The sequence below is a fragment of the Streptomyces sp. NPDC087440 genome, from assembly GCF_044744005.1.
GTDB lineage: Bacteria > Actinomycetota > Actinomycetes > Streptomycetales > Streptomycetaceae > Streptomyces.
The window spans coordinates 1-22567 of sequence record NZ_JBIUXN010000010.1 but is presented as its reverse complement, the minus strand read 5'-3'; the positions used below and the strand labels follow the sequence as shown (position 1 = coordinate 22567).

19 protein-coding genes are annotated in these 22567 nt (G+C 73.3%); 10 read left to right on the top strand and 9 right to left on the bottom strand.

All coding sequences use genetic code 11. The features are described from left to right. Positions 1-174: 174 nt before the first annotated feature. Entirely contained in the window at positions 175-792 is a 618-nt protein-coding gene (locus ACIO3O_RS20600; protein ID WP_401747781.1) for a TIGR03086 family metal-binding protein, read from the top strand. A 120-nt stretch (positions 793-912) separates the two neighbouring features. Then, a complete protein-coding gene (locus ACIO3O_RS20595; protein WP_401747779.1) occupies positions 913-2250 on the top strand; it encodes a S28 family serine protease in 1338 nt (445 codons plus the stop codon). Here ACIO3O_RS20595 and ACIO3O_RS20590 read toward each other — a convergent pair. From ACIO3O_RS20590 to ACIO3O_RS20565, 6 genes are all read right to left on the bottom strand, one after another. Continuing rightward, positions 2225-4363, bottom strand: coding sequence for a hypothetical protein (locus ACIO3O_RS20590; protein WP_401747777.1), 2139 nt, complete (start codon positions 4361-4363; stop codon positions 2225-2227). The genes ACIO3O_RS20595 and ACIO3O_RS20590 overlap by 26 nt on opposite strands. Then, positions 4360-5820 (bottom strand): peptidoglycan D,D-transpeptidase FtsI family protein, encoded by a 1461-nt coding sequence (locus ACIO3O_RS20585; protein WP_401747775.1) that lies wholly within the window; start codon positions 5818-5820, stop codon positions 4360-4362. Before ACIO3O_RS20585 ends, ACIO3O_RS20590 begins: the two co-directional genes overlap by 4 nt. A gap of 105 nt (positions 5821-5925) precedes the next feature. Next, on the bottom strand, positions 5926-6606 hold the full coding sequence (locus ACIO3O_RS20580; protein WP_401747773.1) for a response regulator: 681 nt from the start codon (positions 6604-6606) through the stop codon (positions 5926-5928). After that, positions 6603-7901: a histidine kinase gene (locus ACIO3O_RS20575; protein ID WP_401747771.1), complete on the bottom strand. Its 1299-nt coding sequence runs from the start codon at positions 7899-7901 to the stop codon at positions 6603-6605. Before ACIO3O_RS20575 ends, ACIO3O_RS20580 begins: the two co-directional genes overlap by 4 nt. Continuing rightward, positions 7898-8905 carry a hypothetical protein gene (locus ACIO3O_RS20570; protein WP_401747768.1) on the bottom strand — a complete coding sequence of 336 codons (1008 nt, stop codon included), beginning with the start codon at positions 8903-8905 and terminating at the stop codon, positions 7898-7900. Before ACIO3O_RS20570 ends, ACIO3O_RS20575 begins: the two co-directional genes overlap by 4 nt. A 1101-nt stretch (positions 8906-10006) precedes the next feature. Beyond that, positions 10007-10495, bottom strand: a complete 489-nt coding sequence (locus ACIO3O_RS20565) for a GNAT family N-acetyltransferase (RefSeq protein ID WP_401748262.1) — start codon at positions 10493-10495, stop codon at positions 10007-10009. A 243-nt stretch (positions 10496-10738) separates the two neighbouring features. On the opposite strand from ACIO3O_RS20565, the gene ACIO3O_RS20560 reads away from it, so the two are divergent. After that, positions 10739-11443 (top strand): DsbA family oxidoreductase, encoded by a 705-nt coding sequence (locus ACIO3O_RS20560; RefSeq protein WP_401748260.1) that lies wholly within the window; start codon positions 10739-10741, stop codon positions 11441-11443. 87 nt (positions 11444-11530) lie between these two features. Then, entirely contained in the window at positions 11531-12610 is a 1080-nt protein-coding gene (locus ACIO3O_RS20555; RefSeq protein ID WP_401747767.1) for an aminotransferase class V-fold PLP-dependent enzyme, read from the top strand. 201 nt (positions 12611-12811) lie between these two features. Here ACIO3O_RS20555 and ACIO3O_RS20550 read toward each other — a convergent pair whose 3' ends face one another. From ACIO3O_RS20550 to ACIO3O_RS20540, 3 genes are all read right to left on the bottom strand, one after another. Then, positions 12812-13669: an SCO1860 family LAETG-anchored protein gene (locus tag ACIO3O_RS20550; protein ID WP_401747765.1), complete on the bottom strand. Its 858-nt coding sequence runs from the start codon at positions 13667-13669 to the stop codon at positions 12812-12814. Between the two features lie 397 nt (positions 13670-14066). Further along, entirely contained in the window at positions 14067-15161 is a 1095-nt protein-coding gene (locus ACIO3O_RS20545) for an amidohydrolase family protein (RefSeq protein ID WP_401747762.1), read from the bottom strand. A 41-nt stretch (positions 15162-15202) separates the two neighbouring features. Further along, entirely contained in the window at positions 15203-16600 is a 1398-nt protein-coding gene (locus ACIO3O_RS20540) for an MFS transporter (RefSeq protein WP_401747760.1), read from the bottom strand. Positions 16601-16720: 120 nt separating this feature from the next. Between ACIO3O_RS20540 and ACIO3O_RS20535 the strand changes: the two genes are divergently transcribed. The 6 genes from ACIO3O_RS20535 (at position 16721) to thpD (ending at position 22403) form a co-directional block, all read left to right on the top strand. Continuing rightward, on the top strand, positions 16721-17656 hold the full coding sequence (locus tag ACIO3O_RS20535) for a LysR family transcriptional regulator (protein WP_401747757.1): 936 nt from the start codon (positions 16721-16723) through the stop codon (positions 17654-17656). 31 nt (positions 17657-17687) lie between these two features. After that, entirely contained in the window at positions 17688-18797 is a 1110-nt protein-coding gene (locus ACIO3O_RS20530) for a pyridoxal-phosphate-dependent aminotransferase family protein (protein WP_401747755.1), read from the top strand. Positions 18798-19132: 335 nt separating this feature from the next. Then, on the top strand, positions 19133-19669 hold the full coding sequence (gene ectA / locus ACIO3O_RS20525) for a diaminobutyrate acetyltransferase (protein ID WP_401747752.1): 537 nt from the start codon (positions 19133-19135) through the stop codon (positions 19667-19669). Positions 19670-19768: 99 nt separating this feature from the next. Beyond that, complete coding sequence (ectB, locus tag ACIO3O_RS20520; protein WP_401747750.1) at positions 19769-21037, top strand: diaminobutyrate--2-oxoglutarate transaminase; 1269 nt, start codon at positions 19769-19771, stop codon at positions 21035-21037. A gap of 52 nt (positions 21038-21089) precedes the next feature. Continuing rightward, positions 21090-21488, top strand: a complete 399-nt coding sequence (locus tag ACIO3O_RS20515) for an ectoine synthase (RefSeq protein ID WP_189821483.1) — start codon at positions 21090-21092, stop codon at positions 21486-21488. 3 nt (positions 21489-21491) lie between these two features. Next, the gene (thpD, locus tag ACIO3O_RS20510) at positions 21492-22403 is read left to right on the top strand and encodes an ectoine hydroxylase (protein ID WP_401747747.1); all 912 of its coding nucleotides are present in this window, start codon (positions 21492-21494) and stop codon (positions 22401-22403) included. Positions 22404-22567: the final 164 nt, after the last annotated feature.

Genomic DNA, 22567 nt, shown 5'->3' with positions numbered 1-22567 from the left:
TTCGCAGAAATTCTGAAGAACTTCGGCCCGTTTCGATGAGTTTCCCGACCGCTTCGGGTCTTCCCTTCGTCGCTGCCGCGACGGCCCCAGCGCCGTCGCGACGGCCTCAGTGCTGCCGCGTCGGCGTCACCGCCGCCCGTCGCGGCTCCGGGACGCTCCAGGAGAGGGACCTTGATGACGACCACCACGACCGCCGCCCCCACCGCCGTCGTGTTCGACCTCGGGCCGGCGGCCCGCCGTCTCGTCCGGCTGCTCGACGGGGTGTCCGAGCGGGGGCTCGAAGGGCCCACGCCCTGCGCCGAGTTCTCCGTACGGGACCTCCTCGCCCATCTCGTCCACCTGACGGCGGGGTTCCACGAAGCCGCCCACAAGCGGCCCGAGCCCCCGGCCGGGCCCGGGCTCCCGGCCGACTGGCGGCACCGGCTGCCCCGGCAGCTCGCCGCACTCGTGGAGGCCTGGCAGCGGCACGACTCCTGGGCCGGGACCACCGCCGTCGGCGGGACCCCGCTGCCCGCCGGGGTCGCCGCGCAGATCGCCCTGAACGAACTGGTGCTGCACGGCTGGGACCTGGCCCGCGCCACCGGCCGCCCCTTCACCTGCGACCGGCCGAGCCTCCAGGTGGTGTACGCCCTGCTCGCCCCGGAGGCGGACAATCCGGCGCGAGCCCCCCTGTTCGGCCCGGTCGTGGACGTACCGGACGGATCGTCGTTCCTGGACCGGGTGGTGGGGCTGGGCGGGCGGGACCCCCAGTGGTCCCCGGTGGCACGGGAGTTCGCCACGGAGTACGCATAGCGGACATCGGAAACCGATCAAGGGGCCGAGGGGGCTGCCGACGGGCGGACTGCCGTGCATACGATGCGGAGCCGCGGCGCATACATCCCATGCGTCACCATCCGCCCGAGGGGAATCAGCGTGCGCACGAAGGTACTTCCCGCCCTGTTCTGTGCCGGACTCATAGCCACGACCAGCGTGCTCGCCGGGAGTGCCGCCAGCGCGGCACCCAGCGGCAGCTCCGCCGTCGCCCAGGACGCCACCATTCGCGAGCAGCTGGAGAAGATCCCCGGCCTGCGGATCGTCTCGGAGACGCAGAAGGAGGGCCGCCCCTTCTTCACGCTCATGCTGAGACAGCCCATCGACCACGCCAAGCCGTGGCGCGGCAGCTTCGAGCAGCAGTTCACCCTGTGGCACAAGGCCGAGACCGCCCCCGTCGTGCACTACACCGGCGGCTACACGCTCTCCTCCGGCACCCGCGAGATCACCACCCTCCTCGGGGCCAACCAGATCAGCGTCGAGCACCGCTTCTTCGGCAAGTCCGTGCCCGCCGGGAAGACCGACTGGAGCAAGCTCACCATCCAGCAGGAGGCCGCCGACGAGCACAACATCGTGCAGGCCATGAAGCGCATCTACAAGGCGAAGTGGCTGGGCACGGGCGCCAGCAAGGGCGGCATGACGCAGACCTACCACGAGCGCTTCTACCCGCAGGACCTGGACGCCGTCGTCGCGTACGTGGCCCCCAACGACGCGGACAACCGCGACGACCGGGTCTACGACACCTTCTTCGCCACCGTCGGCACCCCGGAGTGCCGCACCGCCCTGGACGCCGTGCAGCGCGAGATGCTGGTCCGCCGCAAGACGATCCTCCCGCTCTTCGAGGCCACCTCCAAGGAGCAGGGCCTCACCTTCCAGCAGCTCGGCTCCACCGACCGCGCCTACGAGTTCTCCGTCCTGGACCAGGTCTGGAACTTCTGGCAGTCCGGCTCGTACACCAACTGCCCGACCGTGCCGGACGCCAAGAAGGCCACGGACAAGGAGCTGTACGACTGGTCGCTCGGCCACGGCCTGTCGATCTACTCCGACGCCGACGCGGGCCCCGAGGGCTCCGGCCCCTACTACCGTCAGGCCGCCGCCCAACTGGGCTGGGCCGACCTGAAGTTCAAGCACCTGCGCGACGTCCGCAACTACCCGGACATCTACCAGCCCAACTCCCTGCTCCCCGCCGACATGCGCACCCGCTACAGCGGCTGGGACGCCAAGGACGTCGACCGCTGGGTCAACAAGAAGGGCCAGCGGATGATGTTCGTCTACGGCCAGAACGACCCGTGGAGCGCCGAGCGCTACCGCCCCTCGAAGCGCGACTCGCACCTGTACGTCGCCCCGAACTCCAACCACGGCGCCCTGATCTCCAAGCTGGTCCCGGAGCAGCGCGCCGAGGCGGAGGCGACGGTCAAGCGCTGGGCGGGCGTGAAGTAGCCCGTTCGGGAAGGGAGTTGAGCGCTGCGAGGGCTGCGGCGCCCAACTCCTCGTCGTCCGGCACGGAACGCCAGTTGCCGTGCCGCACGGGGCGCTCGTCGGCCGCGACGATCCGCTCCAGCACGGGCCGCGCCTGCCGGACGGCGTCCGGGCCGATCTCCGCCAGGTGCCGTACGGCGACGGCCATGGCGGGATCGGCGCTGCGGCCGGGCACGGCGAGGGGCCCGAGCGCGCCCAGCACCAGGGGGACGGCCTCGTCGGTCTCGCCGGTGATCCGCCACAGCGCGTACCCGGTGGTCATGGGCAGCCAGCTCTCGGTGTACGCGGGGAGCGAGGCCCGCAGCCGGTCGGCGTACGGGGCGGCTGCCGGGCCGAGTTCGGCGAGGAACGCGGCGGGCTCGTGGGGCACGAACCGCCCGTCCAGGTCCGGCAGGAGCACGGCCAGCGCGGGACCGGGGTCGCCGGTGAGCCGCCAGTACGCGCGGGCCACCATGCGGGCGGCGTAGGGCTGCTGGTCAGGTGCGTCGACCAGGGCGCGCAGCCGGTTGTGGTCCAGTGCGGCGGCCTGCGGGCCGATCGCGGCGAGTGCGGTGAGCGCCCAGGGGCCGGCCTCGGTGTCCAGCAGTGCGAGCAGCTCGGGGAGCGCGGGCGCGGCCGCCGGGCCCCACGTCTCCAGGGCCCGGCACAGGCAGCGGCGTACGTCGAGGCTCGCCGCGGCGGCCAGCCTGTGGCGCAGGGCGGGCAGCAGGGCGTCCGCGTGCGCGACGAGCGGGGCCAGCACTTCCTGGAGGTCCAGTTCGTACGTCCACCAGCCGTCGGCGTGCGTCTGGTGCGTGGCGAACCCGAGCCGCTCTCCGGCCAGCCGCTCCGCCACCGGGCCGACCGCCCGGACGTCCCCGAGCCGGGCGAGCGCCCACAGGGCGGTGTCCCGGGCCCGCAGGGGAGCCTGCCTCGCGCGCCGGGCGGCCCGTTCCTCCCGGCCGCGCGCCGGTGCTTCGCCTCCCGCCCCTCGGGCCGCGCCGTCCCCTTCGGCGGCGCTCGCCGCCGCGGCCGTGCCGTACAGCTCCGCCAGTGCGTCCGCCCACGGGCGGGCCGCCTCGCCGCACATGCCGAGCACCCGTGCGGCGAGGTGCCGGTTCTCCGGCTCCGCGTCCGGCAGCAGCGCGGCCACGTCCGGCAGCAGGACGGGCACCGAGGAGCGCCACCGGCTCAGTACCGACGCCGCGCACCGCAGGCCGACGGTCCGCCGCCCCGGCTGCGGGGAGGCGAGCAGCGTCCGGGCCAGCCCGGTGCGGCCCTCCCGGTCGGGGCCGAGCGCGTTGACCAGCCATTCCAGCAGGCCGGCCGGAGACGCGAAGTCCCAGCCCGCGCACGCCTCTTCGTCCAGCTGGGACACCCGCAGCGCTTCCGCCACGACGGACGTCAGTTCCGGGTCGGGCGCGTCGGGGGAGGCCAGGCACAGCCTGACGGCGGCCGCGAGGCGCTCCAGCGGGGCCCGGCGGCTCAGCGCCGCCCGCCGCAGCCTTCGTACCGACTCCTCCGTGCGGCCCGGCCGTCCCGCGAACACCCCGAGCGAGTCGACAAGCGCGATGCGGGTCGCGGGGTCGCTCTCGCGCTCCAGGGCCGCCCACAGGGCCTCCGCCGTGCCCGGGTCCGCATACCGGAGCGGGAACAGGCACTCCCGGCGCATCGCCGGGTCCGGGTCCTCCAGCAGACGCAGGAGTGCCGGAACGGCTGTTGCCCAGGCGGCCTCCCAGCCCGGGTCGCGGAACCGTTCCCGGCAGTCCGCGCCCGCCTGCGCCAGCTTGCCGGTCAGGGCGAGGAGCTCGGCGCGCACCGTGACCGCCGGGTCCGCCGCCAGCGCGACGAGGAAGGGCAGCAGGGGAGGTGCGGCCGAGCAGATGTGCCCGCCCTGGTGGTAGACGGAGACGCGCAGCTCGTCGACGGCCAGGGCCGCACGGTCCGGCACCAGTGCGTCCCGGACGTGCGCGGGCACGTCGGCGGCCGCACCGTACGCATGGCTCAACGAGGCCCAGTCCACGTCGTCGAGCCCGGCCAGTGCCGGATGCGTGCGGTCGTCCACCGAAGCCCCCTGGGTCAGCGGGCGGCTCACCCGCCCAGTGCGGCCTTCATGGTCTTCTGTGCGACCGGCGCCGCCAAACCGTTTCCGCTGACCTCCGAGCGGGCCGCGCCCGAGTCCTCGATCAGGACCGCCACCGCGACCTCCTTGCCGGTGGTCCGGTCCTTCGCGTACGAGGTGAACCAGGCGTACGGCGTCTTGCTGTTCTGCACGCCGTGCTGGGCGGTGCCGGTCTTGCCGCCGACCTCCGCGCCGGGGATCCGCGCGTTGGTGCCGGTGCCGTCCTCGACGACGGTGACCATCGCGCTGCGCAACTGCTCGGCGGTGCGCTCGGAGACGACGCGTTTGCTGTCCGCGCCGTCCGGGTGCTTCTCCAGCACGTCGCCGCCCGCGCTGGTCACCTCCGACACCATGTGCGGGGCGGGCAGCTCACCGTTGTTGGCCAGGGCGGCGGAGACCATCGCCATCTGGAGCGGGGTGGCCGTGACGTCGAACTGGCCGATGCCCGTCAGCGCGGTCTGCGCCTTGTCCATGCCCTTCGGGTACACGCTCGCGTACGCCCGTACCGGCACGTCCAGCTTGTCGGTGTTGAAGCCGAACTTCTCCGCCATCGCCTTCACCTTGTCCTGGCCCAGGTCCACGGCGAGCTTCCCGAAGACGTTGTTGCAGGAGAACTTGAGGGCGGTGCGCAGTGTGGCGTTCTCGCACGGCGCGGACCGGTTCTCGTTGTTCAGGGGCGTGCGCGTGCCGGGCAGGGTGTACGGGTCGGGGCTGTCGGTCGGGGTGTCCACCGAGTCGTACAGGCCGTTCTCCAGCGCGGCCGACGCGACGACCAGCTTGAACGTGGAGCCGGGCGGCAGCGGCTGGCGCATCGCCCGGTTGGTCATCGCCTTGTCCTCGTCGTCGCCGGCCGTCAGCTTCTGCCAGGCCTCGCCGTCGTGCGAACCGGTGATCGTGGAGGGGTCGTACGACGGGGTGCTGACCATGCCGAGGATCCGGCCGGACTTCGGGTCGATCGCGACGACCGCGCCCTTCTTCGTGCCCAGCGCCTCGTACGCGGCCTTCTGGACGGCCGGGTCGATGGTGGTGACGACGTTGCCGGGGCGGGTGTGCTTGCCCTGGAGCAGGTCGGCGGGGTTCTTCAGACGGGTGTCCGTGCCGTCGAGGATCTTGCTGTAGATGCCCTCCAACTGGGTCGACCCGTACACCTGCGAGGTGTAGCCGGTGACGGGCGCGTAGAGCGGCCCGTCGGTGTAGGTGCGCTTGTACCGGAGGTCTCCACCCTCCGTCTTCACCGATCCGGTGACCGGCGAACCGGCCACGATGATGTTCCCCAGCGGGTTCGCGTACTGCTTCACGATGTTCCGCCGGTTGTCCTTGTCGTCTGCGAGCGCCTTGCCCTGGTAGGCCTGCACCCATGTCACCCGCACCAGCAGCGCGAGGACGAGCAGCAGGCAGAACACGGCGGTGTGCCTGATCGTCTTGTTCATCCTGCTGGGAAGGACGAGCGGGGTTCGGACGGGAGTTCCGATCTGTGGTGGTTCTCATCCATTCTTCAGGTGCGGAGGCCGGGTGGCGGTGACCGCCGGTGCCGCTCAGCGGGGCTGGATGTAGCCCGTCTCGTACGCCAGGATCACGGCCTGCGTACGGTCCCGGGCCCCCGTCTTCGCGAGGACCGCGGCCACGTGGGTCTTGGCGGTGGCCGCGCCGAAGCCGAGGGCGGCGGCGATCTCCGCGTTGGTGAGGCCCTTGGCCATCAGCCGCAGCACCGCCGCCTCCCGCTCGGTCAGCCGGGCCGCCCACACCGGCGGGGCGGCCGCCCTGCCCCGGCCGTACTCGGCGGCCAGGGAGCGCACCGCCGCCGGGAAGAGGAGGCTGTCGCTGCGGGCGACCAGGCGCACCGCCCGCACCAGGTCGTCGGCGGCCGCCCGTTTCAGCAGGAACCCGGCCGCGCCCGCGCGCAGCGCCTCGTACACGTAGGCGTCGTTCTCGAAGGTGGTGACGACGACGATGCGGGGCGGGGCGGGGAGCGTGGCGAGGATCTGCTCGGTGGCGCGGATGCCGTCGATCTCCGGCATCCGCACGTCCATGAGGACGACGTCGGGGCGCAGGGCGCGCACCACCGACACCGCTTCCGCGCCCGTCGCCGCCTCGCCGACGACCGCCAGGTCGGGTTCGGCGTCCAGGATGACCCGCAGGGCGGTGCGGACCATGCGTTCGTCGTCGGCGACGACCAGGCGGACGGGAGTGCCCAGGGTTTCGGGCGTGGTGGTCATCGGGGGCCTCTCTCGGGGTGGTCGGCCAGCGGCAGCCGGGCGGTGAGCCGCCAGACCCCGGCGGACTCGTGCGGGCCGGCCTCGGTGCGGCCGCCCAGCAGCACGGCCCGTTCGGCCATGCCGTGCAGGCCCCGGCCGCCGCCGGGGCGTACCGGGGCGGGGTGCTCCGGCAGGGGGTTCTCCAGAACGATCTCCAGCTCCCGGCCCGCGGCGACCGCGAGACGCAGCGAGACGGGGCGGGCGCCGCCGTGCCGCAGCGCGTTGCTCAGGCCCTCCTGGACGATCCGGTACGCCTCCCGCGACACCGCGCCGGGCACCTTCGCCAGGTCCTCGTCGCCGTCCCCGGTGCGCGTCACCGGGACACCGCTGCGGGCGAGCAGACCGCCCAGGGCGTCGAGGGCGGGCCCGGTCTCCTCGTCGGGGGCGTCCTCGCCGCGCCGCAACACGCCCAGCACGGCGTCGAGTTCGCCGACCGTGCGCCGGGTGGTGTCCTCGATCGCGGCGAGTGCCTCCCGTACGAACTCCACGTCGTCGGCCCGCCCGCTGTCCAGGACCTTGCGGGCGGCCCCCGCCTGGAGCGTCACCGCGCTCAGCGCGTGCCCCACCGAGTCGTGCAGCTCGCGGGCCAGCCGGTTGCGTACGGCGAGGTCGGCGGCCCGGCGCTCCGCCGCCGCCAGCCGGTCGGCCGGGGTGGGCCCGAGCAGCACCGGCGCGCACCGGGCCAGCAGTGCCGAGGCCGCCGCGCTCGCCACGGCCAGCAGCAGCATCGACACCACCCCGGCCAACGGGCTCAGCGCCCGCACCCACGGCTCCTCGAAGAACGTCGGCATCCCGAGCCAGGAGCCCCGCAGGGCGGGCACGAACGGCAGGGCGATCAGTACGCATGCGAAGGGCGTCAGCGCCAGCGACGCCCCGCTGACGATCCCGCCGAGCGCCAGGTGCAGGGTGAACCACCCCGCCGTCCGCACCCGCGCCGCCCGCGTCCTGGCCGGACCCTCCGGGAAGCCGTCGCCCCGCGCCGGGGCCAGCCCCAGGGAGCGGATCGTCGCCACCGACAAGGGCCTGGCCGGGGCCAGCAGCCCGAACACGGCGACCAGCGGCAGCACCGCCGCGAACGCGGCGAACTGCCCGGCCACCGACAGGAACGCGCTCCTGCCCCCGGTCAACGGGCCCACGGCCACGGTCCCCAGGAGGTGGAACGGCATCAGCAGCGCCCCGCCCACCACCAGGTGGAGCCAGCCGAGCCGGGCCGACCGCCCGAACAGCCATGTCCGCAGGACCCGTTGCTGTGTCATCCCGCGTGCTCCCGCTGCCGCCTCAACCGGGCGAACAGGGACGTGCCGCCCACCAGGGCGAGGAGGCCGACGATCACCTGGACAGCGTAGGTCAGCAGGTCCGTGAGCGGGGCCCGGTCCGCGCCCCCGACGATGCTCCCGGTGGCCAGCATCCAGCCGCCCCAGCAGCCCAGCACCCCCGTGCCGGTCCAGGCCACCGCCAGCGCCGCCCGCAGCGGGGTCCGGCCGCCGCGCCGCAGCGCGAGCATCAGCAGCCCGGCGACGGCGGCCAGGGCGAAGAACCCGTGCACCCCGGAGACCAGCCGGGCGTCGGCGGTGAGCCGGTTCCCGGCCGAGCTGCCCGTGCAGGCGGCCAGCAGGTGCGGTACGGAGCAGGCGGCGGCGAGCACGGCCGCGGCCAGGCCGGTGGCCCGGGGCAGGCCGTCCGGGCGCGGCAGCCCGGCGACCGGCCCCTGCCACAGGTGCCCCCAGCGCTCCTTCGCGTACCGGACGAACAGGGCTCCCAGCGCGAGGCCCTGGAGGATGAACCCGCCGTACACCACGGCGAACACCCACGCGTCGAGGAAGGCCGCCTCGCCGGGCGGCGTGATGCCGGAGGAGCCGCCGAAGAGGAGTTGCAGGGGGAAGCCCGCCATGATCGGGGCGAGCAGCCCGGTCGCCGCCCACATCGGCAGCGCCAGCAGCGGGGCGGGCGTCCGGCGGCCCCAGGCCTGGGTCAGCAGCAGGGCCAGGACGACGACGGCGGCGTCCATCAGGACGGTCACGGAGTTGGCGACGGCCATCAGCGTCGGCTTGTCCAGGAGGGCGCTGCCGTGGGGGATGCCGAGCCGGCCGCCCGCGATCCAGCTGACCTTGAGGGCGAGGTAGGGCACGCAGGCGACGACCGCCAGGGCGCGCAGGGCCCGGACGGCGGGGGAGGGCGGGGGGCTGAGGCGGGACGCGGGGGCGGTCCGGGCGGGGCCGGGGCCGGTCTGGGCGGGCGGCGTGAGCGGTGTCCTGGTCATGCCTCCACGCTCCCGTCCCGTCCGCCCCGGCACCTCCTGCTCCCGGGGGAACCGCCTCCGCCGCGCGGGGGAGAGGACCCACCGGGTATCCCGGTATCCAGGCCACTGGGTATCCGGCATCCGGCACCCGCACCCGGCATCCGGCATCCGGCACCCGGTCCATCGGGGCCACTGGGCTGCCGGGCTAGCCGGGTCGCCCGGCACCCTGGCCACCTGGCCCGCCGGGGTACCCAGGCCACCGGGTCACTCGGCACCCGGGCCACCCACCACCCTGGCCACCGGGCGACCGGGCCCGCTGGGTCACTAGGCACTTTGGCCACCGGGCCACCGGGCCACCGGGCCACCGGGCCACCGGGTCACCCGGCACCCGGGTCACCGGGCCCGCCGGGTCACCCGGCACCCGGGTCGCCGGGCCCGCCGGGTCGCCCGGCATCCGGGCCAGCGGGCCACCGGACTTGCCGGACCCGCCGGGTCACTCGGCCCGCCGAGTCACCCGGCACCCTGGCCACGGGGCCACTCGGCACCCAAGCCGCCAGGTCGCCCGCCACCCAGGCCACCGGGCCCGTCGGGTCGCCCGGCATCCGGGCCAGCGGGCCACCCTGGCCGCCGGGCCCATCCGGGCTCGCCGGGCCCATCCGGTACCCAGGCCACGGGGCCACTCGGCACCCAGGCCGCCAGGTCGCCCGCCACCCAGGCCACCGGGCCCGTCGGGTCGCCCGGCATCCGGGCCAGCGGGTCACTTTGGCCACCGGGCCCGTGAGGTCGCCCGGCATCCTGGCCTCCGGGCCAGCGGACCACCCGGGCCACCGGACCCGCCGGGTCACTCGGGCCGCCGGGCCGCCGGGCCGCCGGGCCGCCGGGCCCGCCGGGTCACCCGCCACCCGGGCCACCGGGCCTGCCGGGTCACCCGGCACCCTGGCCACGGGGCCACTCGGCACCCAGGCCGCCAGGTCACCCGCCACCCAGGCCACCGGGCCCGCCGGGTCACCCGCCACCGGGGCCACCGGGCCTGCCGGGTCACCCGGCACCCTGGCCACGGGGCCACCCTGCACCCAGGTCACCGCTCCACCCGGGCCCACCCGGCCCGCCAGGGCACCGGCCTCAGGTGTCGAGTCGGAAGACGGCCTCCTCGATCTCCGTCCCGCGCGCGTTCGCGTACCCCTTCTCCCGGTGCGAGAGCACGAACCCGCACTTCTCCATCACCCGCACCGACGCGACGTTGTCCGTCGCCACCCGCCCGTACAGCGGCCGGTCGGGCACCAGGGCGAGCAGGGCCCGCAGCGCACGGGTGGCCAGCCCGTGGCCCCAGTGTTCCCGGCCGATCCAGTACGTGATCTCCCGCTCCTCCGGGCCCCCGAACACGGCCGCGTTCCCGACCACCACCTCCGCCCCGTCCTCGGTGTGGCCCACCACGGTCCGCGCCACCACCCGCGGATCGTTGCGGACCCGCCGCCAGTGCGTCGCGAAGTGCTCGCGGTCGGCGGGGTCCTCGGCGGTGAAGGCGGCCATCTCGACGGCCACGGCGTCGTTCATCTGCTGGAAGAAGACGGGGAGGTCGCCGTCCCGGACCTCGCGCAGAGAGATCCGCAGGGTCGTCGACTGGTGGGACTCGGGATGCGAGGGAAGCACAGGGGTCCTCCGGCGGACGGCGGGGCGGGGCGGGGCGTGCTGCGGGGCGGACTGCTCCCGGCGGCGGGCCCCGCAGGCTATCGAACAGGAGAGCGGTGAGGGCGGGAATGCGGAAGGCGGCGGCGCGGTTCCTCCTGTTGTTGACGCTTGTACATGGATGAGACCGGGAGAAGAAGCCCCATGACCACCCCCGCCGCCGCCCCCCTGCGCGTAGAGATCTGGTCCGACATCGCCTGCCCCTGGTGCTACGTCGGCAAGGCCCGCTTCGAGAAGGGCCTGGAAGCCTTCGCGCACCGGGACGGCGTCGAGGTCGTCCACCGCTCCTTCGAGCTCGACCCGAACCGCGCCAAGGGCGACGTCGAGCAGGTCGTCGACATGCTGGCGAAGAAGTACGGCCGTACGCCCGAGCAGGTGCGCGCCATGGAGGAGACCGTCGCCTCCAACGCGCACGCCGAGGGACTGGAGTACGTCACCGAGGGCCGCGACAACGGCTCCACCTTCGACATCCACCGCGTCCTGCACCTCGCCAAGGAGCGCGGCCTGCAGAGCGAACTCCTCGACCTGGCCTACCACGCCAACTTCGCCGGGACCGAGTCCGTCTTCGACGACGAGGTACTGGTGGGCCTCGCGGTACGGGCGGGGCTTGAGGAAGCGGAGGTGCGGGCGGTGCTGGCCGACCCGGCCGCGTACGCCGAAGCGGTGCGCGCCGATGAGCGCGAGGCGGCCGAACTCGGGGCGAACGGCGTGCCGTTCTTTGTCTTCGACCGCCGCTACGGGGTCTCCGGCGGGCAGCCCGCCGAGGTCTTCACACAGGCGCTGGAGCAGGCCTGGCAGGGTCGTGCGCCGCTGCAGACGATCACGACGGCGGCCGAGGGCGAGACCTGTGACGTGAACGGCAACTGCTCCTGAACAGTTGGTTGTTGAGCTGCCGGGCCGGTGGATCGCGGACCGCGAAACGGTGTGGACGGGGAGGCGGGGGCGGGGCAGAGTTCCCGTATGACCACTTCTCCCCGCCCCGCCCCCGCCTCCGTCGACTCCGCCCTCGCGCCCGGTGAGTTCGCGCCGGACGGGACGTATCTGAACACCTCCGCGTACGGACTCATGCCCCGCCGCAGCGTCGAGGCCGTCAAGGAGGTCGCCGAGCGGAACGCCCTGGGCCTGCGCCCCGACGCGAGCTACGAGGCCATCGGCACCGCCCGCGCCGCCTACGCGCGGCTGGTCGGCGTCCCGGCGGAGCGGGTCGCCGTCGGCACGTCGGTCGCCGCGCTCACGGCGATGGTGGCGGCGGCGCTGGCCCCCGGGGCCGAAGTCCTGCTGCCCGAGGGCGAGTTCTCCTCGCTGGTGCAGCCCTTCGTGGCCCGGCCCGACCTGAAGGTGCGCTGCGTACCGCTCGACGAACTCGCCACCGAGGTGCGGCCCGAGACCGTGCTGGTCGCCTGGTCGGTGGTGCAGTCCGCCGACGGGCGGATCGCGGACGACGCCGCGATACGGGCGGCCGCCGCCGCGCACGGCGCGCGCACGCTGACCGACCTGTCGCAGGCGGCGGGGTGGCTGCCGGTCGACGCGGCGGCGTACGACTACACGGTGTCGGTGGGGTACAAGTACCTGCTGAGCCCGCGCGGGGTCGCCTTCCTGACCCTGACCGAGGAGGCCCAGGAGGTCACGCCGCCGACGCAGGCCGGGTGGTCGGCGGGCGAGGACATCTGGGCGAGCACCTACGGGCCGGTCGCCGAACTGGCGGCGTCGGCCCGGCGGTACGACACGTCGGTGCCCTTCCTGTGCTACGAGGGGGCGGCCCGTTCGCTGGCCCTGGTGGAGGAGGTCGGCGTCGGGGCGATCCGGGCCCACAACGTGGCGCTCGCGGACCGACTCCGTGCGGGACTGCGGGAGTTGGGGCATGCGCCGGTGGCGGCGGAGGGGTCGGGCATCGTCGCCGTGCCGGGGCTGGGGGAGCGGGCGCCGGGGCTGGAGCGGGCGGGGGTGCGGGTGTCGGCGCGGGCGGGGTACTTGCGGGTGTCCTTCCATCTGTACAACGGGGTGGGGGATGTGGAGCGGGTGCTTTCGGTGGTGGGGTAGGGGGCGGGGTGCCCCTTGCCGTGTCGGGTGTGTTCGGCTCTGCCCGGCCCGGGCAAGGGGGTCCCCAGCCCCGCCCCTTCACCTCAACCCGCGGGGGCTGTTGTGCGGTTTTGTGCGGGAGCGTCGTGGCTGGTCGCGCCCAGGCGGCGGAGCCGCACATCGGAACAGCCCCGCGCCCCTGGCGGTGGGGTGCTTGAGGGGTTAGGACCTGCGGGCTCGGGCTACCGCCACGCCGCCCAAAGCCAGCAGGAGGATGCCGCCGCCCACCAGGTAGGGGGTTGCTGAACTGCCGCCCGTTTCCGCCAGGTTGACCGGGTCGGCGGCCAGCGTCTGCGGCTTGGGGGCGGCGGGCGGGGCGGGGGCCTCCTTCACCGTGCGGACGTCCGGCACCGTGCAGGCCGTGGAGGCCAGGGTCACGACGCCCTCCACCTCCGCCACGTTCAGCTTCAGCGGATTCACCGACACCTTCAGCTCCAGGGCCGCCGCGGCCGCCTCCCGCGTCGTCGTGTGCGTCTTGGAGAGGGTCAGCGTCACCTCGCCCACCGCCGGGACCCGCACCCGCGTCACCCCGCCCGCCGTCAGCGTGACCCGCTTGCCCAGCACCGTCACCCGGCCCAGCGCGTTCGCCTCCGCCTCCGGGCGCGCCCCCGCGACGCACACCGAGCGGGAGGTGACCTTCTCGACCTCGATGAGGGAGAGCAGGGGCAGGCCCGGCACGTGCACCTTCGCCCGCGCCAACTCCGCGTGCGCCTCCGCCCGTTCGGCCCGCACGTCCGCCTTCGCCGTCGCCACGTCCGCCCGCAGCATCGACACCGGCTGCCCCTTGTCGACCCCGTCCACCGTCACCGTCAGTGCGGTCCGCGAGGCGGTGCCCGGGGCGCGGACCTCGTTGAGGGAGGTCTTCACCGGCACGTTCAGCGACTTGTTGAGCAGGGACACGTCCAGGCCCGCCGTCAGGACGGAGGCCTGCGCCGTGCCCTTGTCGTCGGTGGCCTGGGCGGGGCCCGCCGACAGGGCCAGCAGTGCCAGCGCGCCCGCGGCGGAGGCGAGTGCGGGCATGCGGGAAAGAGAGCTGTTCAAAGCGGTGGACCCCCACAGATGCATCACGTGAATCACGCGTGAACGACGCCGCCCGACCCGCGGCCGTCCGTCACGGGGGACACCGTGGCGGCCGCGGTCGGGCGACCGAGACAGGGGAATCCTTACGCACCGAGGGTGAATGAGGGGGCGCAGAGCGTGAGTTCACCCCAAGGGGTGGTTTTCGGGCGTGTGTTCGCTACGGGGGGTGCTGGGGGCACCGGAGGGCACGGGAGTTCGCTCCCGTCACCCCCGTCCGGGGGAGCGCCCATGAGGACGTACAACGACATCGCCCGCCCCCGCGTCACCCGCCCGTCAACACTCCAACACCCCGAGCCCGTCGCCGCGCCGCCCCTCACCGCCCGCCGCCCCCCGGGCATCAGCCCGACATCACCCGCCCGTTCACCACCACATGCCGCGGCGCCCCCAGTACCCGTACGTCCGCCCTCGGGTCCGACGCGTACACCACCAGGTCCGCCGGAGCGCCCTCCGTCAGACCCGGGCGGCCCAGCCACTCCCGTGCGCCCCAGGCCGTCGCGGCCAGCGCGTCCCGGGGCGGGATGCCCGCCGTGACCAGTTCGGCGACCTCGTCCGCCACCAGGCCGTGGGCGAGGGAGCCGCCCGCGTCCGTGCCGACGAAGATCGGGATGCCCGCGTCGTACGCCGCGCGCACCGTGTCGTACCGGCGGGCGTGCAGGTCCCGCATATGTGCCGACCAGCGCGGGAACTTCGCCTCGCCGCCGTCCGCCAGATGCGGGAAGGTCGCGATGTTGACGAGGGTGGGGACGATCGCGACGCCGCGCTCGGCGAAGAGCGGGATGGTGTCCTCGGTCAGGCCCGTCGCGTGCTCGATGCAGTCGATTCCGGCCTCGACGAGGTCGCGGAGGGAGTCCTCGGCGAAACAGTGGGCGGTGACGCGCGCCCCCAGCCGGTGCGCCTCCGCGATCGCCGCCTCGACCTCGCCGCGCGGCCAGCAGGGGGTGAGGTCACCGGCCTCGCGGTCGATCCAGTCGCCGACCAGCTTCACCCAGCCGTCGCTGCGCCGGGCCTCGGCCGCGACGTACGCGACCAGGTCCCCGGGCTCGATCTCGTGCGCGTAGTTGCGGATGTAGCGGCGGGTGCGGGCGATGTGGCGGCCCGCCCGGATGATCTTCGGGAGGTCGTCCCGGTCGTCGATCCAGCGGGTGTCGGCCGCCGAACCGGCGTCCCGGATCAGCAGCGTCCCCGCGTCCCGGTCGGTCAGCGCCTGCTTCTCGCTGGTCTCGGCGTCCACCGCCCCGTGCCGGTCGAGCCCGACGTGGCAGTGCGCGTCGACCAGGCCGGGCATCGCCCAGCCCTCCAGTGTCGTCAACTCCGTTGCGGCGGGCGGCCGTTCGTACGTGATGCGGCCGTCCACCGCCCACAGTTCGTCCCGTACGTCCTCGGGTCCGACCAGCACCCGACCCTTCACGTGCAGCACCTTGTGATCGCTCATTCCAGCACTGTACGAGGCACGGTACGAGGCCGGATGCGGCCTCAGTCGGCTGCGGCGGCGACCTTCGCGCGTCCGCCCAGCACCGCCTGCCCCGCGTCCCCGCGCAGCCGCAGCGCGCCCGCCGTCGCGGCCAGCGCCACCAGGGCGAGGAACCCGAAGGCGATCGGGTACGCGGCCTGCGCGCTCACCGCACCGCCCGCCCGCAGCGCCATCACGCCGACCGCGACACCGAGCCCCGCCATCAGCTGGTTGCCCGTCGCGGAGAGGGTGTTGGCGTCGCGCATCTGCTCCGCGGGCACGTCGCCGAAGGCGATCGTGAAGTAGCAGGTCAGACCCAACGAGCGGGACGCACCGCTCAGTACGGCGAGCACCGCGACCAGGGCGACGGGTGTGTCCGCCGTCAGGAAACCGCAGGCCGCCGATGTCGCGGCCAGGCCCACCGACGCCACCACCAGCAGCGTGCGGAAGCCGAACCGGTGCAGCAGCCACGTCGTCGCGGGCTTGATGCCGATGTTGCCGACGAAGACAAAGAGGACCACCGCCCCCGACTTCACCGCGCTCCACCCGAACACGTCCTGGAAGAGGAGGGGCAGCAGGAAGGGCACCGCCCCGACCACGATCCAGAAGAGCGAGCCGCCCGTCACCGCGGCCCGGAAGGTGGGCACGCGCAGGGTGCGCAGGTCGACCAGCGGGTGCCGGGTGCGCAGGAGGTGCCGTACGACCAGGACCAGCGCCAGGAGCGCGAGCGCCGTCACCGCGCCGATCCCGCCCCATGCCTGCACCGGCTCCGTCACCAGGTGTGCCGCCCAGGTGATCCCGCCGAGGCCGGCGCAGGTCAGCACCGTTCCGACGAGGTCCAGCGGCGGGGGAGTGCCGCGCTCGCCGGACGGGATCAGACGCCGGGTGACGAGAAGGGCGAGCAGCCCGAGCGGCACGTTGATCAGGAAGAGCCAGCGCCAGCTCGCGTAGGTGGTGACGATGCCGCCGAGCAGCGGGGCGACGACGGGTGCGACGAGCGCGGGCCAGACGATGAACGCCACCAGCCGCGGAATGTCCGGTTTCGCGGCCCTGCCCAGCACCACCAGGCGCCCGACCGGCACCATCATCGCGCCGCCCGCCCCCTGGAGGACCCGCAGCGCGACGAGCTGCCCGATGTCGGTGGCGGCGGCGCAGCCCAGCGAGGCGAGCGTGAAGACGGTGATGGCGCCCAGCATGACGCGCCGGGCTCCGAAACGCGCGGTCAGCCAGCCGCTGAGCGGAATGAGCACGGCCAGCGTCACGAAGTAGGCGGTGACCAGGAGACCGACGGAAGCGGGGGTGGTGTCCAGGGACGCGGCGATGGCGGGGGCCGCGGTCGACACGATGGTGCCGTCCAGGTTCTCCATGAAGTAGCAGCCCGCGACGAGTAGCGCGATGCTGCGTTGACGTGCGTCGATCATGACTCTCCGAGGGGAGGGTGGGGACAGTGGTCGGGCCCCCGCGGCCGTCGGGAGATCTCCATCGTCGGCCCGGAGAATGCTGACCACAAGTTCCGAATCGTCAATCTAGGATTGCGTTCCATGCAGCTCCCGGACCTGAACCTCCTCCCGGCCCTCGACGCCCTCCTGCGCAACGGCAGCGTCGCCGGAGCCGCCGCCGAGATGCGCGTCTCCGCCTCCGCGATGAGCCGCACCCTGGGGCGGCTGCGTCGGGTGGTCGGCGACCCGCTCCTCGTGCCTGCCGGGCGGGGGCTCGTGCTGACGGCCGCCGCGCGGGCGATGCGGCCGGGTGTGCGCTCCGCGCTGGAGACCGCTGCGGCGGCGCTCCAGCCGCCGCAGCCCTTCGAACTCGCCTCGCTGGAGCGGGAGTTCACCATCCGGTCCAATGACGGCTTCTGCGTCGAGATCGGCTCCGCGCTCGTCGCGTACGCCGCCGAGGCGGCCCCCGGCGTACGGCTGCGCATGCTGCCCGAGGGCGACGAGGACCCGGCCGACCTGCGGGACGCGGTCGACCTCGACGTCGGGGAGCTGCCTCCGCTGCCGCCCGACGTCCGCAGCAGTCCGCTGGGCGGCGGGGGCTATGCGGCGCTGGCCCGCAAGGGGGCTCCCTTCGCCGGGCGGCCGCTCACCGTCGAGGGGTTCGCGGCGGTCCCGCACGTCACCGTCTCCCGGCACGGCCGCGCGCACAGCGTCGTCGACGAGCGGCTGCACGCGCTCGGGCTCGCCCGGGACGTCCGGGCCACCGTGCCGACATACGGCGCGGCCTGCTTCATGGCGCTCGGCGCGGACGTGCTCGCGCTGGTCCCGGCCCGGTTCGCCGCGTACGCGGTGCGCGAGATGGCGCTGGTGGCCCTGGAGATCCCGCTGGAGCTGCCGCAGGGGGAGTTCGGGCAGGCCTGGCACCTGCGGGTCGACGCGGACCCCGCCCACCGGTGGCTGCGGGCAGCCGTCGAGCGGCTCGGCGGCCGAGCGGCCGGGGGAGCACCGGGGGGCAGGGGGCTACCCTCGGCCGAGTAAGGCCGAACACTGATCCGAAGAGAGCACCGCCGTGACCCTGAGCCTGCTGGACCTGCCCGCCCTCACCGCCGCGGACGTCGCGCGCATCGACCGCAAGGTCGCCGCCCTGCTGGGCACCGAGCAGGACGTCGTGATCATGCAGGGCGAGGCGCTGCTGCCGCTGGAGGCCTGCATCCGGGCCGGCGCGCCGCGCGGCTCGCACGCGCTGAACATCGTCACCGGTCCGTACGGTCAGACCTTCGGCAACTGGCTGCGCGACTGCGGCGCCACCGTGCACGACCTCGTCGTGCCCTTCCACGCGGCGGTCACCGCCGAGGCCGTGCGGGAGGCGCTCGCCGCCCACCCGGAGATCGGCTTCGTGTCCCTGGTGCACGCCGAGGCCGCCACCGGCAACACCAACCCGGTCGCTTCGATCGGTGAAGTGGTGCGCGAGCACGGCGCGTTGTTCTACCTGGACGCCGTCGCCTCGATCGGCGCGGAGCCGGTGCGCCCCGACGCGTGGGGCGTCGACCTGTGCATCATCGGCGCGCAGAAGGCGATGGGCGGCCCCGCCGGGGTCTCCGCCGTCTCGGTGAGCGCCCGCGCCTGGGAGCGCTTCGCCGCCAACCCGGACGCGCCCCGCGCCTCCTACCTCTCGCTCCTGGACTGGAAGGCGCGCTGGATCGACGGCGGCCGCAAGACGCTGATGTTCGCCCCCGCGCAGCTGGAGATGCTGGCGCTGGAGGCCTGCCTGGACCGCATCGAGGCCGACGGCCTGGACACCGTCATGGCGCGGCACGCGAAGGCCGCCGAGGCGACCCGGGCGGGCGCGCTCGCGCTGGGCGGCGGCATCGAGCCGTTCGTGTACGAGGCCGGGGCCGCGGCCCCCGTCGCCACCACGCTGCGCGTGACCGGCGGGCTCGACGCCGGTGAGGTCGTCGCCAAGGCCCTCGCCCTCGACCCGTCGGCGCCGCTGATCGCGGGCGGCGGAGAGCTCGCCGCCGAGATGATCCGGGTCAACCACTACGGCGCCGACGCCACCCGCGCGGCGGTGCTCGCCTCGCTGGAGGCGCTGGCCGGCGCGCTGACGGAACTGGGCGCCGCGGGCGTGGAGACCGCTTCTGCCCGCAAGGCCGTGACGGAAACCTGGCCGGGCGAATAATTCACAGGTAATTGTCGACGGGATTGCCGGGCATTCCCCGGAATTCATAGAAGTTCACAGAAAACGGGAAGCTGCTTATTCACCGCAGCTTCCCGTTTTCTTATGCCCGCTCCTCCGGGCCCTAAACGCCAAGATTTCGCAGTGGGTTCACAGATGTTTCGGACGTGTGACCGACCCCACATGCAAGGAGATTTGCCCGGAAATTACCGGGCAAATCGGCTTCATTTGCGACCGGTTCACCGGCGGCTCGCGCTCGCGCGATAACACGGAAAGCGCAATCAGCCAACCCCGTCCCTCCATGCATTTTTTGAATTCCCTCGGTAAATTTCATCGACATGACTGCCGCACAAGCAGACCCAGTAACCACGTCAGTTTTGGAGATCGACAGCCCGCGAGTGGAGGACGGAGCTGCGATCTGGCGCATTGCCCGCGACTCCAAGGTCCTGGACCTGAACTCCTCGTACAGCTACCTCCTGTGGTGTCGCGACTTCGCGACGACCTCGGTGGTCGCCCGCGACCGGCCCGGCGGCGACCCGATCGCCTTCATCACCGGGTACGTCCGCCCGGAGCGCCCCGAGACGCTGGTCGTCTGGCAGGTCGCGGTGGACGACGCGCACCGCGGCCGGGGACTCGCCGGAACGCTGCTGGACGCGCTGACCCTGAAGGTCGCCGCCAGCCACGGCGTCACCACCGTCGAGACGACGATCACGCCGGACAACGTCCCGTCCGACCGGTTGTTCACCTCGTACGCGGAGCGCCGCGGCGCGAACCTCGACCGCGAAGTCCTCTTCGACGCCGGGGTGTTCCCGGCCGACTCGGGCGAGAGCCACCTGCCCGAGGTGCTGTACCGGATCGCGCCGGTCGCGGCCTGAGCCGCAGACGCACCGCACCGCACCGTCCCGCCCGATGACGGCGGGACCCCCGAACTTCTTCTTCGTACACCCGCCCTCTCCCCATCCCAGGAGACCGCTGTGACCATTACGCCCCCCGCCCTGAGTGTTTTCGAAACCCTTGAGTCCGAGGTCCGGAGCTACTGCCGCAGCTGGCCCGCCGTGTTCGACCGCGCGCAGGGCTCGCGCATGTACGACGAGGACGGCCACACCTACCTCGACTTCTTCGCCGGCGCCGGGTCCCTCAACTACGGGCACAACAACCCCGTCCTGAAACGCGCCCTGATCGACTACATCGAGCGCGACGGCGTCACCCACGGCCTCGACATGGCGACGACCGCCAAGCGCGCGTTCCTGGAGACCTTCCAGAACGTGATCCTGCGCCCCCGTGACCTCCCGTACAAGGTGATGTTCCCGGGCCCGACGGGCACCAACGCGGTCGAGTCCGCGCTGAAGCTCGCCCGCAAGGTCAAGGGCCGCGAGTCGGTCGTGTCCTTCACCAACGCCTTCCACGGCATGTCGCTGGGCTCGCTCGCCGTCACCGGCAACGCCTTCAAGCGCGCCGGAGCGGGCATACCGCTGGTGCACGGCACGCCGATGCCGTTCGACAACTACTTCGACGGCCAGGTCCCGGACTTCCTGTGGTTCGAGCGCCTCCTGGAGGACCAGGGCTCCGGCCTCAACAAGCCCGCCGCCGTGATCGTCGAGACGGTCCAGGGCGAGGGCGGCATCAACGTCGCCCGCGCCGAGTGGCTGCGCGCGCTCCAGGAGCTGTGCCACCGCCAGGACATGCTCCTGATCGTCGACGACATCCAGATGGGCTGCGGCCGCACCGGCGCGTTCTTCTCCTTCGAGGAGGCGGGCATCCAGCCGGACATCGTCACCCTCTCCAAGTCGATCAGCGGCTACGGACTGCCCATGTCGCTCTGCCTGTTCAAGCCGGAGCTCGACGTCTGGGAGCCGGGCGAGCACAACGGCACCTTCCGCGGCAACAACCCGGCCTTCGTGACGGCCGCCGCCGCCCTCGACGCCTACTGGGCCGACGGCCAGATGGAGAAGCAGACCCTGGCCCGCGGCGAGCTGGTCGAGCGCGCGCTGCTCGCCATCGCCGACGAGAACGCCGAGGCCGGCGTCAGCTTCCGCGGCCGCGGCCTGGTCTGGGGCATGGAGTTCACCGACAAGGACCGTGCCACGGCCGTCTGCCGCCGCGCCTTCGAGCTCGGCATGCTCCTGGAGACCTCCGGCCCGCAGAGCGAGGTCGTGAAGCTGCTTCCGGCCCTCACCATCTCCGCCGAAGAACTCGACGAGGGGCTGCGCATCCTGGCGCGCGCGGTCCGCGAGACCGCCTGACCCCTCGCCGTACCCCTGTTGAACGAAACGTAAGAGAAAGGCTCAACTCACCGTGATTGTCCGCTCGTTCAAGGACATCGAAGGAACCGACCGCCATGTGAAGGCGAAGACCGGCACCTGGGAGAGCAAGCGCATCGTGCTCGCCAAGGAGAAGGTCGGCTTCTCCCTGCACGAGACGACGCTCTACGCGGGTACGGAGACCCAGATGTGGTACGCGAACCACATCGAGGCCGTGCTCTGCGTCGAGGGCGAGGCGGAACTCACCAACGACGAGACCGGCGAGACCCACTGGATCGAGCCCGGCACCATGTACCTGCTGGACGGCCACGAGCGCCACACCATGCGCCCGAAGACCGACTTCCGGTGCGTGTGCGTGTTCAACCCTCCCGTGACCGGACGGGAGGACCATGACGAGAACGGCGTCTACCCGCTGCTGACCGAGGAGGTCTGAGCCATGACCGACGTACTCACCAACCCCGCGAGCTCCACGACCGGCGACCTCTACCCGACGCGCGGTGCCACCGAGGTGACCACCCCGCGCCAGGACCCCGTCCTCTGGGCCCCGGACGCCGAGGGCCCGATCACGGCCGGTGACCTGTCCGGCTTCGAGCGGGACGGTTTCCTCACCGTCGACCAGCTCATCACGGACGAGGAAGTCTCCCTCTACCGGGCCGAGTTGGACCGCCTGGTCGCCGACCCGGCGGTGCGGGCCGACGAGCGCTCCATCATTGAGCCCACGTCGCAGGACGTACGGTCGGTCTTCGAGGTCCACAAGCTCAGCACCGTCTTCGCGCAGCTGGTCCGCGACCCGCGCGTGGTGGGCCGGGCCCGCCAGATCCTCGGCTCGGACGTCTACGTCCACCAGTCCCGGATCAACGTCAAGCCCGGCTTCGGCGCGTCCGGCTTCTACTGGCACTCCGACTTCGAGACCTGGCACGCCGAGGACGGCCTGCCGAACATGCGCACCGTCTCGGTCTCGATCGCGCTGACGGAGAACTTCGACACCAACGGCGGGCTGATGATCATGCCCGGCTCGCACAAGCACTTCCTGGGCTGTGCGGGCGAGACGCCGAAGGACAACTACAAGAAGTCCCTCCAGATGCAGGACGCGGGCACCCCGTCCGACGCGGCGCTGACCCGGATGGCCGACGCGCACGGCATCAAGCTCTTCACGGGGCGCGCCGGTTCGGCCACCTGGTTCGACTGCAACTGCATGCACGGCTCCGGCGACAACATCACGCCGTACGCCCGCAGCAACGTCTTCATCGTGTTCAACAGCGTGGAGAACACGGCGGTGGAGCCCTTCGCGGCCCCGGTCGCCCGCCCGGACTTCATCGGCGCGCGCGACTTCACGCCGGTGCAGTAGCCGGTGCAGTAGCCCTTGTCGCGTGTACGTCGTGGGGGGGGCCCCCCCCCGGGGGGGGGGGCCCCCCCCCCCCGGGGCGGGGGGGGGGGGCGCCCCGGGGGGGGGGCGGGGGCCCCCCGCGGGGGGGCCCCCGCCCAAGTGGGGGGGGGGGGGGGGGTGGTTGG